Raw genomic sequence first — 16,138 nt, 5'->3', positions numbered from 1 at the left:
CTAAGCGACCGTGAGCACGATCTTGCCTCGGATATGCCCCTGGGCGGCGCGTTCGTGCGCGGCTCGGGCATCCGCGAGCGCAAACGTGCTGTCTATCGCGACGCGAACCGTGCCCGTGTCAAGCAGGCGCCCCAGTTCGGCGAGTTGCGCGCCGTTCGAGCGGACCTGGGCGCTCGAGACCGTGACGCCCAGCTTCGCGGTCTCTTCGTCGTCGAAGTCCCCGGGAAGGACGGGGAACTGGACGCCGCCGCGCTTGAGTGTGCGCAGGAAGCGACTGCTGTCGCGGCCACCGACGGCGTCGAGAACGAGGTCGACGTCATGCACGAGTTCCTCGGGACGACTCTTGGTGTAGTCGATGAACTGGTCGGCGCCGAGTTCGCGCAGGAACGATTCATGCGCACCCGATGCCACCGCGATGACACGTGCACCCTTCCATTTCGCCAGCTGTACTGCGAAGTGCCCCACGCCGCCCGCGGCGCCGTTGATGAGCACCGTCGTGTCGGAGTCGAGTGCCATCGGGCGATGCCGCGCCACCTGGAAGGGCGAGGGGTGATCGTGTCCGACCTCGACCAGGAACTGCCACGCCGTCAGCCCGGCCATGGGCGCCCCGGCGGCGTGCACGTGATCGATGCCGACCGGCTTGCGTGCGAGGTCCGACGCGGGCGCGGCCACGTACTCGGCATATGCGCTGCCGTTGAAGCTGGGAAAACGCAGAAGACCGAAGACTTCATCACCTACGTCGAGGCCGTCCACATTCGCGGCTACGGCCTCGACGACGCCCGACATGTCCGTCCCCGGCATCACCGGCAGGGTGACCGTCGATTCCGTCTCCCCGGGCATCGTGGTCAGCCCGCCGCGCAGGTACCAGTCCGGAGGATTGACACCCACCGCGTGAACGCGAACGAGCACCTCACCCGGCCCCGGCTCGGGAGTCGGCACTTCGTCGTAACGCAGAACTTCAGGGCCACCGTGCTCATGCACCCGGATCGCCCTCATCGTGTGTCTCGGCATCGTTTTCTCCCTGCCCCTGTCGGGGGATATGCTTACCGGATCAGTGATCCACCTATCCGGATCACTGATCCGAATATATGGACCACCGATCCAGATAGTCAAGAGGGGCAGATGCGGGCCGACGCCAGGAAGAACCGCGACCATGTGCTCGCAGCTGCGGGCACTGCCATCACCGAGCAAGGCGTCGATGTATCGCTGCGCGACATCGCGCGCAGGGCCGACGTCGGGCTCGCGACGCTGCTGCGTCACTTCCCGACGCGCGAGGCCCTGCTCGAGGCTCTGCTCCGCACGAGCTTCGACGAGATGACGGCGCGGGCAGGCGAGCTGGAGACGTCTAGCGCGCCCGAAGACGCTCTCGTTTCCTGGCTACGCGACTGCGTCGCGTGGACAACCGAGTATCGGGGCGTGACAGTGCTGATGGCAGCCGCCATCGAGGACACCGAGTCCGCACTCCACGCTTCGTGCGTCACCCTGCGCGCGGCCGGTGCGCGGCTCCTCGCCCGAGCCCAGTCCGCGGGCATAGCGCGGACCGACATTGATGGCACCGATCTGTTCGCGCTGGTAGCGGCGCTCGCGTGGCTCAGCGATCAACCCTCGCTCGCCCCACGCGCCGATCATCTCTTCGATGTTGTCGCGAGTGCGATCCTGACCAGCGCAGCGAGCGCCGGTGCCCCCGGGTGAACGCCGCCCCCGGGCCCGAAGCTGAAATCGTCGCGCACGCGGACCGTCGAACTCGGCCGCGCGCGGCAAGGAGCGGTTCGACACCGAGTTCGCCACGGCGGTCAAGGGACCGCATCCTCGTGGTGCAGGCGCTCGACGACGAAGCCGCGAGCGTCGTCGCGTACCGCGTCGGCATCCCACTTGGCCCTCGGCAACAGATGCTGCGGGCCGCATGGGGTCGCGGTTCCACCCGGCCGAACCGTCCCGCGATGCGGTCCATCAGGACCTCGAACGTCTCCTCCCGGCGGCCGGGATCTACGCTGCGACCTGCGACCACTGTCTGATCTTCTGTCTTCGCACACCGATGACCACCGGTGGCCGCACCCGTTCCCGGACCAGTCCCGACCAGCAAGACCTCGATCTGGGCCCAAGACCTCGATCTCAGCCGGAATACCCAGCGCTGGAGTTGCATCAGCTGATGGACATGTCCTCCCGCGAGATCCGCATCCCCCTCAACGAGGTCGTGGCAGTCCTGCAGGACCTCAACGAGTTCGTGGTTTCCCTCGATCAACTCGGATCCCGCCAGGCGTTCGGAACCGCCGACGACTACACCGTCGGCAAATTCGTCGCCGACTGGGATGTCGCTCGGCGATTGTCCCGCGCCCGACGCGTCATCAGTGTCGCGTTGGATGCGCAACTGAGCGAGGACGAGAACGCCGAGATCGATGCCCTGTGTGACCAGGGCCGCTTCTACGGCACGCACAGCCCCACCAGCACCCCCACAGACCAGTCCAGCTGAGACGACAAGCACATCGGACTGAACCGATCGACGCGCATCGGACCGACCCGATCGACACAGGGATCTGCGCGATCGATACCCGGCCGTGATCGGGCGCGCCGATTGGCCGGTGAGGGCTGTCGGACCGGGACAACACGCACCGGCGCCATCGATCACATAGGGAGCGAGAGCAGGCGGACCTCTCCAGCGGGCCAATTCGCACCGTGGCACAGTGGCGTCCACATGGTCCGCAGCGGCATGATCACGGGTCCCCCGGGTTGTTCGACATGGACGTCCTGCTCAAGCGTTTGCCAACCGAGTCGCTGGTAGAGCGGAACGAGGGGAGGTCGGCAGAAGAGAAGCCCGTGCTGTGGCCCCATCGTTCGGGCGTGGTCCACTGCCGCCGATACGACCAACCGTGCCAGTCCACGGCCTCGCAAGTCAGGCGCAACAGCCACCCCGCCGACGCCCACCACCTGTGTGCCGACCTCTCCGATCAATATGGGTAGCCGAAGCAGCCCGGCGTGTGCGACGAGGCGGCCCTTCTGCCTGATGCCGAAATGATCTTCCTTGGGCAACCAAGTCAATCCGGCGTCTGCGACGCCGAAGGGATCGGGGCTGTCGCCGATGATTTCGATCTGGTCGGCCTTCGTATACTCCGTGAGTCGCACCACGTGCGGTGCGGGAGGGAGACGGTCTGTCATCTCGCCATGATCCTGTTCACCCCGGACCCTGGGCAAGTGAAGCACTCGAGGTGCCCAACTGAGGTGCTCGGTCACGCTGGCGGGGGCCGGCGCGGAGACGGGTGCCGCGACCGGTGATCATCGGTGTGTGAGGACAGAACATCAGACGGTGGCCGCAGGTCGCGGCAGGGATTCCGCCTGCTCCGCCAGACATGTTCGAGGTCCTGATGGGCCGTATCGCGGGGCGATTCGCCCGGGTGGAACCACGGAGCCGGGCACGGGAGTTCGTGTTCGGGCTGCCGTCGGACCTGCCACACAAGAACTGCTGGACGCTGGCCGAGTATGCCGGGGACTCGACCCCGTACGGTCTGCAGCACCTGATGTTGCGGGCCAAGTGGGACGCGGATGCGATCCGTGACGATCTCCGGGGCTTCGTCGTCGAGCAACTGCTGGCTGACAACGTCGTGTTGGTGGTAGATGAGACCGGCAATGTGAAGAAGGGCATCGCCACGGTCGGCATGCAGCGCCAGTACACCGGAACTGCCGGACGCATCGAGAACAGCCAGGTCGCCGTCTAACTCGCCTGCTCGATCCCGCGCGGGCATGCGGCGATCGACCGGGAACTGTATGTGCCGCGCTCCTGGACCCTGGACGAGGTCCGCTGCCGGGCCGCCGGGATACGCGAAGAAGTCGCCTTCGTCGCGAAGCCGGCTCTCGCCATTCGTATGGTCGACCGCACCCTGAACGCCGGGGTCCGCACATCCTGGGTGGCCGGGGACAAGGCCTACGGAGGCAACCCGCAGTTACGGGGCGCGTAGGACGTCCTCTGACGACGTGGGAGTTGAGGAGCAGCGGAACGAAGACCGGCGTCAAAGTGACCAGCCTGCTCGCGCCCGTGACCGCAGCCGCTGACGGCGCAGTTCGACCTGTCCGGCGTGCGTGCTGCAACGCCGCACGCCCTGGGGCTGGACAACGCCTGAGGGGCCAGCACGTCGTGCCGGCCCCTCAGGTCTTTAGTAGCGGGGACAGGATTTGAACCTGCGACCTCTGGGTTATGAGCCCAGCGAGCTACCGAGCTGCTCCACCCCGCGTCGGATTCCTCCACCCTACGCCAACTATTCCGCCCCCGAGACCATGATTGCCTGCCAGCCGCGAGGGATGTCGGCCGTCACGGCTGCCGCTTGCTCTTGTTCCTCCGCACCCTCGTTGGCGGCCAGGCCGTGAATCCGCCGGAAGCCGACTTACCGAGGGCGCGCTGATCGCCGGAAGGATCCCCCTGCTGGGCTGGCCTTCCCAGCCGTGGCGCTGCCTGGACCGGCATCGACGTCTACGGTCGGCGAACGCGTACGGAGGCGGCATACACGTGGGGGAGTGGGATGGGGAGTTGGGAGAGCGCGCTGTCCGTGCGGTGGGCGGCCCGCCTGCCCCCGTACGGCCACGGCACCCTCACCTATGGCTGCGCCCGCCATGGGATCAAGCGGTGGTGGCTGTATCTGACGCAGGAACAGGCTGCCTCGGTGGCGTATGGGTTGTGGCTGCACCGGATGGCCGGCTCGGCCGCGGAGGCCAACCGCTCCGCCCGCGAGTACGGCGTCGTGCACAGCCCGGCGCGGGACTTGGGCGAGGGAATTCCGGCCACGCGGGGTGGAGCGGGGTCCGGTGAGCGAGTATGACGTGGCTGGACCGGCCTGGGCAGGTGCTGAGGGCTTCGGTGAGTGCGGACACAAGCGGCGGGCTGCGCGGTGGCGCACCCAGCTTTGTGTCGTGGTTCTTGCTGGTCAACCTGCCCCTGGAGCTTGCGAGGAGAGGGGCCGTCAGCTGTACCCTGCGCCGACGCCGGGTGTGTCGTCGCTCCTCCTGCTCGGGAGTGGGAGTCGGGTTCGGTGAGTTCGTGGGGAGCCGGAACAGGCAGGTCGCGCAGCAGGCGGGTTTGGTCGGTGTCAGTCGGCTTGAGCGATGAAGTCGGCTAGTGCGGCAGCAACGGCGTCGGGTTGTTCGTCCGGGATGAAGTGTCCTGCGTCCGGCACGACGACCCCGGTTCCGTTGTCGGCCCATGGCCTGAGGGAAGCTGCCATGTCGGGGATGGAGCCGTGGCTGCTGGAAAGCCCGAGAACCGGCACCGTCAGGTGCTGTTGTTCAAGGGACTCGTGGTTCTTTCGCGCCGATTCAGCGGCGTCTCGGTAGTAGGCCAGGGAAGCGCGGAGTCCGCCGTCAGCGGCGATGGCCGCGGCGTACTGCTCGATCTCGGCGTCGTCGAAGGTGTCGGGGGAGAGGGTTTTGGCCTTCAGGAACCAGCCTACGTACTCGCGTTCGCGGCCTGTGAGCAGTGTCTCGGGCAGGTCGGGCACGAGATGGAAGGCGAAGTGCCAAGTTTTCCACGCCACCTCGGGGTCGGTCGGGATGGTGTCGGGGAGTGTGATGCCCGGGATTCCTGCGTCGAGGAGTGCGACGCCATGCAGCTGGCTCTGGTACTTCAAGGCGAGGGAGAAGGCGACCCACGCGCCGATGTCGTGGGCGGCCAGCCAGTATGTCGAAACTCCGAGCGCTTTCACCGCGGCGTGGACGTACGCGGCGACGGTGTGCGTGTCGTAGCTGCTGTGCGGGCGTTCGGAGTGGCCCTGGCCTGGCAGGTCGATCGCGATGACGTGGAATCGGTCGGCCAGGTCGGGCATCACCTTTCGCCATGCCCACCAGGTCTGCGGGAATCCAGCGAGCAGCACGACGGCTGGGCCGTTCGGCTGACCGCCCTCAACCGCATGAAGTCGGACGCCGCCCGCGTCGACCCAGCGGTGGGTGAAGCCGGCCAGGTCGTTCAGTGGCAGGTCGCGGACCGGGTTGTCGCAGACGCGGGCGGTGATTGCAGGGTCAGTCATGGTCTTTTCTCCATCGGTGTTGGGTGTGTTGGGTGTGTTGGTTCGGTGTGTCGGCCGAGGGCGAGGCCCGCGTGCGCGGTGAACACGACGTGCGTGGCGAGCATGGTGCTCGAGATCTGTGTCCCCACGGCCTGACGCGCGCAGGCCCGCAGCGCCCACCGCGGCCCCGTAGATGCCGTACGTCTGCAGCATCAGCGAGAGGCGTACTCCACTCTTGTTGCTGAATCCCAAAAATACACAAATCACATCTTTGTGATGTTCGGAGCCATTATGGACTCGCCTGAGGTATCCAGCCGGAGTCCGCCATTGAGAGTGGAGGACGCAGAGCTACTCGGGTACGCGGTCGCTGCAGTACGCCAGTCCTTTGTCGCGGGACTTGACGGGGTTTCATGGAGCGGGCAGGAGAGGGCCGGAGACACTCGGTGCGGCGCGGTCGCTCAGGCAATGGCGGTGGTGGGGCGGCTCAGTGCGCTCGCGAGGGTCGTCACAACGACGGCGACGGCGAGGATCAGGGTGGCGACGTCCTGGTTGATGGTCTGGTCGAGGAGCCCGAGGGCCAGCGTGGGCACGATCGTGCCGGTGTAGGCGAACAGGAAGTACGTGGAGAACAGATCCGCCCTGCGCCGCGGGTCGGCGAGCCGCTGGGCGACCCCGACACCGCGGCGGAAGGCCAGGCCGATGCCGGTACCCGCCAGAAGCGTTCCGGCAACGAACGTCGGCAGTGACCGTGTCCACAGCCCGGCCTCGAACACCGCGACGCCCGCTACGAGGAATGCCGACGCCGGTCGGCGCCCGGTGATCCACCGCTCCGGGGCGGCCACCTGCGCGATCAGGGCGACGATGAACAGCAGCCCGACCTCCGCGCCGACAGCTGCGACGTTGTGGACGTGCAACTTCTCGCGGAGGAAGGAAGGCACCAACGACGAGAACAGTCCGCTGACCGCGAACGCGGCGAGGACAGCTGTGGCGGCCCGCAGGAACTCGGTCCGCGCTGCCCGCCCGTCGGGAATGGTCGGGCTTCGTGGTGAAGGGGTCGAAGCCCATCCGCGGCGCCCACAGCGCATACAGCGGAATCGGCAGCGTCCCGCCCAGCATGACCAGGGTGTACACCGCGGCTACGAGCCAGAACCCGGCGCGCGCCCGACGTCCGTCGGCGGACGGAATAGCCTGTGCGCGGACGTCTGACGCGATGTCGTCGATCATCGTGCGGCCTTTCGAGTGCGAGGACCAAGTCCCTCACGTTAACCATCTTGGATCGATCGGTCAAAGATGACTCGACCGATCGATCCAAGATGCGAGTAGGCTTACAGCAGAGACGTGACAGGGGTGTGAAGGAGGAGGTGGACGCTGTGTCCGGCCGAAAGCAGTTCGATATCAGTGCGGCTCTGGACCAGGCCATGCGGGTGTTCTGGCAGCGCGGGTACGCGGACGCCTCACTCGATGCCCTCGGTGCGGCCACCGGCCTCGGCCGCGGCTCCCTCTACGGCGCCTTTGGCAACAAGGACGCCTTGTTCGGCAAGTGCCTCGACCGCTATGCGTCGATCTACGGTGCGCAGTATGAGCAGGCGCTCGCGGCGCATCCCGGTGACCCGGTGCGCGCGGTCGAGGCATTCTTCGACGTCATCCTGGGCCGTATCGCCGACCCGTCGGTCCCCGTGGGGTGCCTCATCGCCCAGTCCGCCGCGCAGTCACTGACGCTGAAGGAGGAGAACAGTGGGCAGGTGCGTGGCCTGCTCGACCTACAGCGCCAACGGGTACGTGCGGCACTGGCGGACTCCTCGGCCGACAGCCGAACGCTCGACGAGCTCGCAACGTTTGTCGTCGCCGTCAACCAGTCGCTCGCCGTACTGAGCCGTGCAGGCGCCACCGACGCCGAGCTGCGCTCCGTGACCCGGCTCGCATGCACAACGGTGGCGGACACCCTCGCCCGGGCAACATCCGAGGATGTCACCCAGAGCTGAGGGGCACCGGTTCCGCCAGGTCTCGGCTTTCAAACCCGGCATGCCGACAGGCACTGCCGTCGGCGTGATGCCGAGATAGTCGGCGCTCTCGCGGACGGAGTGCCCAAGGGCGTGGAGTGACAGAGTGACCGGTTCGTCCTGGCTCTCGGCCGTCCATGTCGGCTCCGCGGCCCGCCCTTGACCGTCGGGCGGCAGCTAGCCCTTCGAGTCCGGCTTCCAGTCCTGGGCGAGGAGTCCGAGCAGCACCTCGTCCAGGAACTCGCCCAGCACCCAGGCCGAGGAGCGCAGCACGCCCTCGCGGACGAAGCCGTTGCGCTCGGCGGAGCGCAGCATCGCGTCGTTGTCCGACAGCGTCTCGATCTGCAGCCGCTGCAGGCCGCGCACGACGAAACCGTAGTGACAGAGCACCGCGACCACGTCGGTGCCGTAGCCCTTGCCGCGCGAGGACGGCAGCAGCCCCAATCCGATGTGAGCGGACCGGTTGTGATTGTCGATGCCCCACAGCGTCGCGGTACCGACCAGCGTGCCGCCGTCCAGCTCCACCACGGAGAACGGGACGAGCCCCTGCTCCTTGTCGTCCACTACGAGACGCGAGTCCTTCGAACCTGGCGTGATCGGCCGCCACGGCCGGCCTTCGGCCCGCGAGCCGTTGACCACGTCGTCGTAGAGCTCGGTCCGCAGGACCGGGATGTCGTCCTCGTGCCGGGCCCTCAGCCCGACCTTGCTGCCCTTTAGCATGCAAGCTTCCTATCCGACCGGGCTGGTCTGCGGCAAACCAATAAAAGATCAGCTCAGTTGGTGTACCGGCGGTAGCAGATGAGGGAGCTGGCGATGCCGACGAAGGTCCGGAGATGCTTGGTTTTGCGCTCGTAGCGTCTGTGCTCGCGGCGGCAGCGCGCTGTCTCCCTTTCGTCCGGCCCGGTGGCGGATCAGTGGAGGGTGTAGGCGAAGCGCTGGGCGGGTAATGCCGAGGCTGGCTGCAGTTGCTGCTCTGTTGGAAGTGGTGGGAACACTCCAAGACCGGCTCGTGATCATTGTCTCTGGCGGGGCCTCTGTCCGTGTCCGTCCTGTCGCAGACTTGCAGGAAGCGGTGGCCCGGCTGGTCGCCGTGTCTTTGTTCCAGCCGAACCAAGGACTGCAATCGTGAGCGAGCGCGTTCTCACCCCCCGCAACCGGGGTTTCCTCTTCCTCGACTCCCACCCGGCGGGCTGCGAGCAGCTGGTGGCCGACATGTGGCAGGCATGCCCCACCCCTGCCGGTGCGCCGGAGGGTGCCGGGCCGGTGGCTCTGATCATCGGCTCCTCGGCCGGATACGGCCTGGCGGCCACTCTCGCCGGACTCAAGCGCGCCGGCATCCGCGGCATCATGGTCTCCTTCGAGAAGGCCCCTACCGAACGGCGTACGGCTACAGCCGGCTGGTACCGCACCGCCGCCACCGCCGACATCGCCCGCGCCGCCGGGCGGGATCTGGTCTTCCTCAACGGCGACGCGTTCTCCGACACGATGAAGAACCAGGTCGCCGACCTCATCGAGCAGCGATTCGGCGGCAGGCTCGACTACCTGATCTACTCGGTGGCCGCGCCCCGGCGCACCGACCCCGACAGCGGCACCACGTACGCCTCCGTCCTCAAGCCGATCGGCCAGGCGAACCGCACCAAGACTCTTCTCTTCGACGATCAGGGCGTTCCCGAGGTCCGCGAGGTCGAGACCGGGCCGGCCGAGGGCGATGACGTCGAGCAGACCGTGGCCGTGATGGGCGGCGCGGACTGGGAACGCTGGGTCGACCACCTCGCCGGACGGGACCTGCTCGGCGCCGGCTTCGCTACCGCCGCGCTGTCGTACATCGGATCGCCGCTGACAGCGGCGATCTACCGGCAGGGCACCATCGGCGCGGCCAAGGCCCACTTGGAGGCCACCGCCCGCATCCTGAACGAGCGGCTCGACAAAACCGTAGGCGGGCGGGCCGTGACCTCCGTCAACGGCGCCGCCGTCACCCAGTCCTCCACCGCCATCCCCGGCATCGCCCTGTACACCGGCCTGCTGCGCGGCGTCCTTGGAGAGGACCTGGTCCCGCCGGTACACCAGCTCGCCGCCCTCTGGGACCAGCTCACCGGTGCTGCCCCGCTCACTCTGGATGACGAAGGCCGGGTCCGCCTGGACAACTGGGAACTCACTGACGACGTCCAGGCGGCCGTCGCCGAACGCTGGGAGGCCGCCACCACCAGCACCATCGCCGACCTCGCCGACCTCGTCTGGTTCCGCGCCGAAGTCCAACGCCTGTACGGGTTCTCCGTGCCGGGCATCGACTACACCGCCGCAGTCGCCACTGACATCCCTTGGCCCACCCACACACCCTGACCCCGGCATCCGGCATGGAGGAACGCCATTTCGAGGAGCGTACTGAGGTGAGCGGCGCAGCGCGCCGCCGGCGCCAAGGGGGAGGCCCTGGTGGCCGCGTCGGCTGAGCGAGGCGGCTTCACCCGTGCCCAGGCAGCCCCCCGCCCGGCCCAAGGCGGGGGCCAACGCGGGGAGATGTACCGCACGCTCCTGGACGTGTCGGGCAGGCCACCATCTCCCGCGTCCTGAGCACTGCCCACCGGGATTTGGGTGGCGACTTCCTTGGCCTGCCTCAGAATCCCCGTGATGCGGCGGGCCAAGGCACCTCCCTCACGGCCCGGTGGCGGGGGCCGCGATCGCGGCGTCCTTGGTGAACGAGCCGGTCGACGCCGCCGACGATAGGCAGCTGGGCAAGTCCCTCGCCCGCTGCGGGCGCGTCGACCTTCTCGAAATCGACGAACTCGGCTACCTCGAACTGGACCGCCGCGGCGCGGAGATGCTCTTCCACAGCATCGCGGTCGCATCCAACGAGGGTTCACGGGTGGAGCCGCACCTTCGCCGACCCGAGGCTCTGCGCGCGATGGTGGACAGGCCAATCGACTGGAACCGAGACCTACAGGCTCGCCCGCACCGATGGAGTCAAGCGCCTGCAGAAAAGGACGTGGGTCTACGCAGCAGCCACTGCCCGAACGCCCGACGCGGTGGCCGCACCACCACGCGGCCGTGGGCCTTCTGACCGACCAGCTCCACTCGCAGAGTGACCGGCGTATCAGGATCCGTCGGAATCTGACGGTACTTGACTCTGCTGTGCACCAGCTGCAGACCATCAGTGTCGACGACGATGCCCGGCCTCGTAATCAGCGTCAGGGTTTTCCCCGTCATGCTCACGTCGATCCGCAAGGTGCCGTGCGTGATCACTGCGTCAGTGAAGTCAAGCGTCACCTCACAGTATGTCACCGCGAGTTCCAGCCTCCGCGGTACCACCCAGCGCCCTACGCGCTCGACCGCCCCGCTGTGGACCTGTTCGATCCGAACGATGTCCTTGACCTCTGCTCCACTCCCGCCGACGGTAGCCGATACGGGCGGCAGGTCAGCGGTAAGCGTGGTCAGTTCGCTCAGAGTCCGCGCCGACAGGGCAGCTTCCAGGCGATCGTCCAACTCGTCCGCGGTCAGCCGGCCGTCCCCCGCCGCGATGCGCAGCACATCCACCACTTGGTCCCGGTCGGCGTGAGAGGCTCGCAGCTCGGGCGGCGAGCCGGGGCCGGAGTGCTTCCCGGTGGGCGAAATCTGTCCCGACATACTTCCGTCCTGGTCCTGTCGAACGTCTCCACGCGACGCAGGCAGCGGCGCGAGTAGAAGACTAACGCTATATCGCGACATGGATGCCGGCTGGGCCCCATCCCGAAGAGGCGATGGGCAGCGTCGATTCATGGCGTGCGGCATCCATCATGCCGAGACCCGGTCGCGACAACAACCGCATCCCAGCGGCCAGTTCACACCGTGCCCCGGGGCCGCTTCAGTGCGTCCGAAGTGCAGAGAACCTTCGCGAAACGGGGCTACCGCCGACCACCATGCTGGGGCTGCAGAACGGGTCTGGCCCACTTCTCGGCCTTTATCGCTGACTTGGGGGTGCATGACGATCAGGAGCTGGCGGGCATTACCCCCGCGACACGGACGGAGATCCACGCGTGTGCACTGCTCCTACCAGCGGTGTCTGGCGGGCCGTCCCGTCGTCGGCCGACAGGTGCGACTCGATCTGCGGGCAGCGGGGACGTCGTCTCGTGTGCGGCAACGGCAGTTGTGGGCGTCGGACGTTCGCCGAGCGGATTCCGGATCCGACGCGTTGACACGCACGCCGCACGAATGTCCTCGTCGCCCAACTCACTGACACCGCCCTGATTCCGGGCGGACGTGCCGGAGCCAATCTGTGCGGACGCATGGCCGTCACTACGTGCAAGGACACCCTGCTCCACCCCGTTCGCGCACTGCCCGTCCCGCTGCCGGAGACCGTCCCGTATCTGGGGGTCGGCGAATTCGCCGTGCGCCGTGGTCGTACCTACGCAGCGATCCTTGTGGACACGAACACTCACCGTCCCATGGACGTCCTCGCGGACCGCACCGCACTCACCTTCGCCGCCTGGCTGCGCGAACACTCCGAGGTGCGGATCGTCTGTGGCGACCGCGCCGGCTCCTTCCTCGACGGTGCCCGCGCCGGTGCACCACAGGCCCGGCAAGTGGCCGACGCCTGGCATCTGCTGCACAACCTCGCCGAGGCCGTCGAGCGCGTCGTCGGACGACACCGCGCCGAACTGCGTGAACCCCTCACGGTCGGGACCGACCAGGACGACAGCTGCCTGCCGACGGACACCGTCCCCACCGCCCGGGGTGAACTCGACGTGCACGGGGACGTCCGCGGCCCCTGATCGCCCGCACCCGTGCGCGCTACCAGCAGATCCACGAACGCATCGAACGCATCGAACGCATCAAACGCGGCGACAGCCTGCGAGCCATCGCCCGTGAACTCCACCTCAGTCGCGGCACCGTCCCGCGCTTCGCCCGGGCCATCAATGCCGAGCAGCCAGGAGCTGTCCGGCCGATCCTGTGCGGAGCCGGACGACCAGCGCGGTGGCGGTGTCCGTATTGAGGTAGACGTAGCGCGCTCCGACGGCGCCCTGATGCAGCTGCTGGTCTGGACCGACCGGTCCGTGCTCGACCTGTACGGCGAGGGCCTCCAGGTCGAGCGCGCCTTTGAGACCAAGCCTCGCCGCGGCGACGTCTTACTGATTCTGGCGGGTCAGCTCGTTGCGGCGTTCTCGCGCACGATGGTTCAGGCTACGAGAAGGCGGAGGCCGAGCTCTGCCGCGTCGAGGGCGACGAGGTCGCGGTTGCGCTCCGCCCACCGGCCTGAGGAAAGGTCGTCGCGAAGGCTGTTCACCGCCCGTTGCTCGGCCTCCGGCCCGACTCTGGTCCATACCGATACCGCGCGGCGCACATGTTCGTCCAGGTACGCCTCCGGCCGGCGCCAGTGGGCCTCGAAGAAGCCGTCAGCGCAGTCCCATGGGATGAGCACCGGCTCCGCGCGCCCCCCGATCGCGCGGGTCAGGTCTGCCAGTGAAGGCCAGCCGACGAGAAGGTCAGCGAATTCCGGCAGGTAGTCGCGGGTGAGCCAGAACCTCTGAAGCCAGCCGGTGTCACTGGCGTCGTATGTGAACACCACCACGCGCCGGGCCACTCGCCGCATTTCGCGCAGCCCGGCAATCGGGTCCTGCCAGTGATGAACGGTGCTGAAGGCCATCGCGGCGTCGAAGGACTGATCCTCGAACGGGAGGCTCTCCGCGGCGGCGGCCACGCACGGCGCCGCGCTCGCGGGACGCTGCGCCCGCATGACCGCCGACGGTTCCACCGCGGTCACGTCGCGGTCCGGGGGTTCGTAGGAGCCGGTGCCGGCCCCGACGTTCAGTACCGTCCGTGCGTCCCCGAGCGCATCCCAGACTCTCGCGGCGATCCGCGGCTCGGTGCGCCGCGTCGCTGGGTAAGCGGACCCGATGGCTTCGTACAACTGCGCGCCGAGTACTTTCAGTTGTTCCTCTGGTGTGGTCCTGATCCCCATTGCCCGTGCCTCCAGTTCCCTGTCTATGGCCGTCACCATGGCAGCAGCGCGGTCGCGCTGGTCCAGCAGCAGGCCGCGCAGCCTGTGGAGGTGCGCGACCGCGTCGGTGGTCGGGTCGTCTACGAGATCCGCGATTTCACGCAATCCGAAGCCCAGCCGCCGATAGCCGAGCACCTCCCGCAGTCGCTCCACGTCGTCCGCCGAGTAGGCCCGGTATCCGGCCGAGGTCCGCGCGGATGGCTGCACGAGGCCGATCTCGTCGTAGTGATGCAGTGTGCGGACGCTTACGCCGGCCAGCTCGGCCACGCGTCCCACGGTCAGGTGTACCTCCATGTCACCGACCATGCGGCATGACGCCACGTGAGGGTCAAGCACTTCGCTCCTGGTACCGCAGGGTGGGCCGGAGCCCGCCGGCCCTGTCCCTCAGATGTGACACAGCATGTGTCAACTACCTGGCACGCGCCAATCCTCGACACCTTGGTTCTTTGCTCTGGCCGCCACGTAGTCGATTCAGTCCCTCTTGGCATGCAAGACCATGCGGACAGCTGTGTTGACGTGCATAGCGAACAGATCAGCGGTCGTGGACGCAGGCATGTCAATGGCGGGGGTGGTGGTCTCACTCGTCCGGACGACCGGCCCCGCCACCTCCGCGCGCGGCGCGCCACGTCACCCGAGCGCGTCCGCGCTTCGCGCCTAAGGTGACGCCCGGAGGTGGAGAATGCGAGTGGGGTTGCACGCGCTCGGTGTCGGTGACGGTGCCCGTCCCGAGGTGATCCGTGCGGTGGCCACAGCCGCGGAGACGCACGGCTTCGCGAGGCTCTGGTGCGGCGAGCACGTGGTGCTCGTGGATGCGTCCGCCTCCCGTTACCCCTACTCCGTGGACGGCCGGATCGCCGTGCCCGCGGACGCGGACTGGCTGGACCCGCTGCTTGCCCTGACCTTCGCGGCGGCGGTCACCAGCCGAATCGAACTCGCCACCGGCGTACTCCTGTTGCCTGAGCACAATCCGATCGTGGTCGCCAAACAGGCAGCCACACTCGACGTGCTCTCCGCCGGGCGGTTCAGCCTCGGGGTCGGAGTCGGCTGGTCGGCCGAGGAATTCGCAGCGCTCGGGGTCCCCTTCGCCAGGCGCGGGCAGCGCACCGAAGAGTACCTCGCCGCGATGCGCACCCTCTGGGCCGAGGACCCGGCCTCCTTCGCAGGGGAGTTCACCCGATTCGACGCGATCCGGGTCAACCCGAAACCGCTGAGCGGCGGCCAGCTCCCGGTCGTGGTCGGAGGCAACAGCGACGCCGCCTTGCGCCGCGCGGCCACGCTCGCCGATGGCTGGTACGGCTTCAACGTCCCGGCGGCCGACGTCCCGGCACGCATCGCCGTTCTCGCCGACGAGTGCGCCCGCCACGGTCGCGCTTTTGCCGAGCTCACAGTCGCCGTCGCGCTGAGCGAGGGCACCCCGGAGCACCTCCCCGCACTCGCTGCGGCAGGCGTCACCGAACTCGTCGTCGTCGGCGCACCCCCACCCGCTCCCGAGGCGGCGGCCACCTGGGTCGCGGAGATCGCCCAAACCTGGATTCGCCCGGAGACAACGCTTCAGGGAGCGGTAAGTGGTTGAGCGGTAGTCGCTGGAAGGTGCTCGACCGCGCCGAGGAAGTCGCGGAAGGCCCGGTCGGTGCGGGTGGTGTCGCCGGTGGCGTCGAGGTCCATGAGGAGACCACGGATGACAGCGAGAACGAGCGTAGCGAGATCCGGCCGTCCGATGCTGCGCAGGCCGTCTTCGAGCGGCCCGAGCCAGTCGGTCGTCGCGGTGCGCCGGAAGTTGGGCCACAACTGCTGCTCCGCGCTCTCGCGCAGCTGACCGAACATCCGCAGGTACGGCCGCCCGTCCGGGCCGGTGATGGAGGTCCAGGCGCGATCCAGGGTGGCCGTGTAGGGCTCGTCGGGTCGCACCCGCAGGAGGTCGCCGAATGTGTCGAGTTGGCGTTGCCGCGCCCGCCCGAGGACGGCCCGCAGCAGGGCGTCGCGGGTGCCGAAGTGATAGATCAGCATGCGGGCTGAAGTGCCGGTGGCGGTGGCCAGCGGCTCGAGCCGGTCGGGGAGGCCGTGCGCGAGGGCGTGATCAGCGCAGGCATCGAGCAGCCTCTCCTTGATGTGCGGTTGCGGTCGTCTGCCCACGGCGCGACTTTTTCACGTAACGGGGGCTACGTCTACCGTTGGTCGAAAGGCGG

The 16,138-nt window shown here is 67.9% G+C and carries 15 protein-coding genes, 1 tRNA gene and 3 pseudogenes; 9 read left to right on the top strand and 10 right to left on the bottom strand.

Features of this window, described 5'->3' with window-relative positions; translation table 11 throughout:
• Nucleotides 1-1,011 (bottom strand): NADP-dependent oxidoreductase, encoded by a 1,011-nt coding sequence (locus tag OG798_RS02565; RefSeq protein ID WP_267060287.1) that lies wholly within the window; start codon nt 1,009-1,011, stop codon nt 1-3.
• Between the two features lie 111 nt (nt 1,012-1,122).
• Here OG798_RS02565 and OG798_RS02560 point away from each other — a divergent pair, with 111 nt between their 5' ends.
• The gene (locus tag OG798_RS02560) at nt 1,123-1,692 is read left to right on the top strand and encodes a TetR/AcrR family transcriptional regulator (protein WP_328756086.1); all 570 of its coding nucleotides are present in this window, start codon (nt 1,123-1,125) and stop codon (nt 1,690-1,692) included.
• Between the two features lie 107 nt (nt 1,693-1,799).
• Here the strand turns inward: OG798_RS02560 and OG798_RS56370 are convergent.
• Nucleotides 1,800-1,919 (bottom strand): annotated as a pseudogene (locus tag OG798_RS56370) (IS701 family transposase); the annotation flags it as partial.
• Between the two features lie 230 nt (nt 1,920-2,149).
• Here OG798_RS56370 and OG798_RS02555 point away from each other — a divergent pair.
• Nucleotides 2,150-2,470 (top strand): hypothetical protein, encoded by a 321-nt coding sequence (locus OG798_RS02555; RefSeq protein WP_328756085.1) that lies wholly within the window; start codon nt 2,150-2,152, stop codon nt 2,468-2,470.
• A 152-nt stretch (nt 2,471-2,622) separates the two neighbouring features.
• On the opposite strand, the gene OG798_RS02550 is transcribed toward OG798_RS02555, so the two are convergent.
• Nucleotides 2,623-3,153 (bottom strand): GNAT family N-acetyltransferase, encoded by a 531-nt coding sequence (locus OG798_RS02550; RefSeq protein ID WP_267060284.1) that lies wholly within the window; start codon nt 3,151-3,153, stop codon nt 2,623-2,625.
• A 206-nt stretch (nt 3,154-3,359) separates the two neighbouring features.
• Between OG798_RS02550 and OG798_RS02545 the strand changes: the two are divergent.
• Nucleotides 3,360-3,947, top strand: a pseudogene (locus OG798_RS02545) (IS701 family transposase); the annotation flags it as partial.
• Between the two features lie 202 nt (nt 3,948-4,149).
• On the opposite strand, the gene OG798_RS02540 reads toward OG798_RS02545, so the two are convergent.
• Nucleotides 4,150-4,223, bottom strand: a tRNA-Met gene (locus OG798_RS02540).
• A 285-nt stretch (nt 4,224-4,508) separates the two neighbouring features.
• On the opposite strand from OG798_RS02540, the gene OG798_RS02535 reads away from it, so the two are divergent.
• Nucleotides 4,509-4,805, top strand: a complete 297-nt coding sequence (locus OG798_RS02535; protein ID WP_220788970.1) for a DUF6417 family protein — start codon at nt 4,509-4,511, stop codon at nt 4,803-4,805.
• 267 nt (nt 4,806-5,072) lie between these two features.
• On the opposite strand, the gene OG798_RS02530 is transcribed toward OG798_RS02535, so the two are convergent.
• Both OG798_RS02530 and OG798_RS02525 read right to left on the bottom strand, forming a co-directional pair.
• A complete protein-coding gene (locus OG798_RS02530; RefSeq protein WP_267060283.1) occupies nt 5,073-6,005 on the bottom strand; it encodes an alpha/beta fold hydrolase in 933 nt (310 codons plus the stop codon).
• A 437-nt stretch (nt 6,006-6,442) separates the two neighbouring features.
• On the bottom strand, nt 6,443-6,922 hold the full coding sequence (locus OG798_RS02525; RefSeq protein ID WP_267060282.1) for a hypothetical protein: 480 nt from the start codon (nt 6,920-6,922) through the stop codon (nt 6,443-6,445).
• A gap of 432 nt (nt 6,923-7,354) precedes the next feature.
• Between OG798_RS02525 and OG798_RS02520 the strand changes: the two genes are divergently transcribed.
• Nucleotides 7,355-7,966, top strand: coding sequence for a TetR/AcrR family transcriptional regulator (locus tag OG798_RS02520; protein WP_095858401.1), 612 nt, complete (start codon nt 7,355-7,357; stop codon nt 7,964-7,966).
• Between the two features lie 195 nt (nt 7,967-8,161).
• Here the strand turns inward: OG798_RS02520 and OG798_RS02515 are convergent, their stop codons facing one another.
• Complete coding sequence (locus tag OG798_RS02515; RefSeq protein WP_121417961.1) at nt 8,162-8,704, bottom strand: GNAT family N-acetyltransferase; 543 nt, start codon at nt 8,702-8,704, stop codon at nt 8,162-8,164.
• Between the two features lie 405 nt (nt 8,705-9,109).
• Here OG798_RS02515 and fabV point away from each other — a divergent pair, with 405 nt between their 5' ends.
• Together fabV and OG798_RS02500 are read left to right on the top strand one after the other, a co-directional pair.
• The gene (gene fabV, locus OG798_RS02505; RefSeq protein ID WP_121417962.1) at nt 9,110-10,324 is read left to right on the top strand and encodes an enoyl-[acyl-carrier-protein] reductase FabV; all 1,215 of its coding nucleotides are present in this window, start codon (nt 9,110-9,112) and stop codon (nt 10,322-10,324) included.
• 334 nt (nt 10,325-10,658) lie between these two features.
• A pseudogene (locus OG798_RS02500) lies at nt 10,659-10,935 on the top strand (ATP-binding protein); the annotation flags it as partial.
• 7 nt (nt 10,936-10,942) lie between these two features.
• Here the strand turns inward: OG798_RS02500 and OG798_RS02495 are convergent.
• Nucleotides 10,943-11,602 carry a DUF1707 SHOCT-like domain-containing protein gene (locus OG798_RS02495; RefSeq protein WP_121417963.1) on the bottom strand — a complete coding sequence of 220 codons (660 nt, stop codon included), beginning with the start codon at nt 11,600-11,602 and terminating at the stop codon, nt 10,943-10,945.
• 638 nt (nt 11,603-12,240) lie between these two features.
• Here OG798_RS02495 and OG798_RS02490 point away from each other — a divergent pair.
• Nucleotides 12,241-12,726 (top strand): transposase, encoded by a 486-nt coding sequence (locus OG798_RS02490; protein ID WP_328756082.1) that lies wholly within the window; start codon nt 12,241-12,243, stop codon nt 12,724-12,726.
• A gap of 404 nt (nt 12,727-13,130) precedes the next feature.
• On the opposite strand, the gene OG798_RS02485 is transcribed toward OG798_RS02490, so the two are convergent.
• Nucleotides 13,131-14,246, bottom strand: a complete 1,116-nt coding sequence (locus OG798_RS02485; RefSeq protein ID WP_328756081.1) for a MerR family transcriptional regulator — start codon at nt 14,244-14,246, stop codon at nt 13,131-13,133.
• A 385-nt stretch (nt 14,247-14,631) separates the two neighbouring features.
• On the opposite strand from OG798_RS02485, the gene OG798_RS02480 reads away from it, so the two are divergent.
• Nucleotides 14,632-15,525: an LLM class F420-dependent oxidoreductase gene (locus OG798_RS02480; protein WP_267060279.1), complete on the top strand. Its 894-nt coding sequence runs from the start codon at nt 14,632-14,634 to the stop codon at nt 15,523-15,525.
• On the opposite strand, the gene OG798_RS02475 is transcribed toward OG798_RS02480, so the two are convergent.
• On the bottom strand, nt 15,504-16,085 hold the full coding sequence (locus OG798_RS02475; RefSeq protein WP_121417966.1) for a TetR/AcrR family transcriptional regulator: 582 nt from the start codon (nt 16,083-16,085) through the stop codon (nt 15,504-15,506). The genes OG798_RS02480 and OG798_RS02475 overlap by 22 nt on opposite strands.
• Between the last annotated feature and the right edge of the window lie 53 nt (nt 16,086-16,138).

The sequence above is a fragment of the Streptomyces sp. NBC_00271 genome (assembly GCF_036178845.1).
GTDB lineage: Bacteria > Actinomycetota > Actinomycetes > Streptomycetales > Streptomycetaceae > Streptomyces.
Note: the sequence above shows the minus strand (reverse complement) of the source record. Positions and strands in the feature narration are given on the sequence as shown.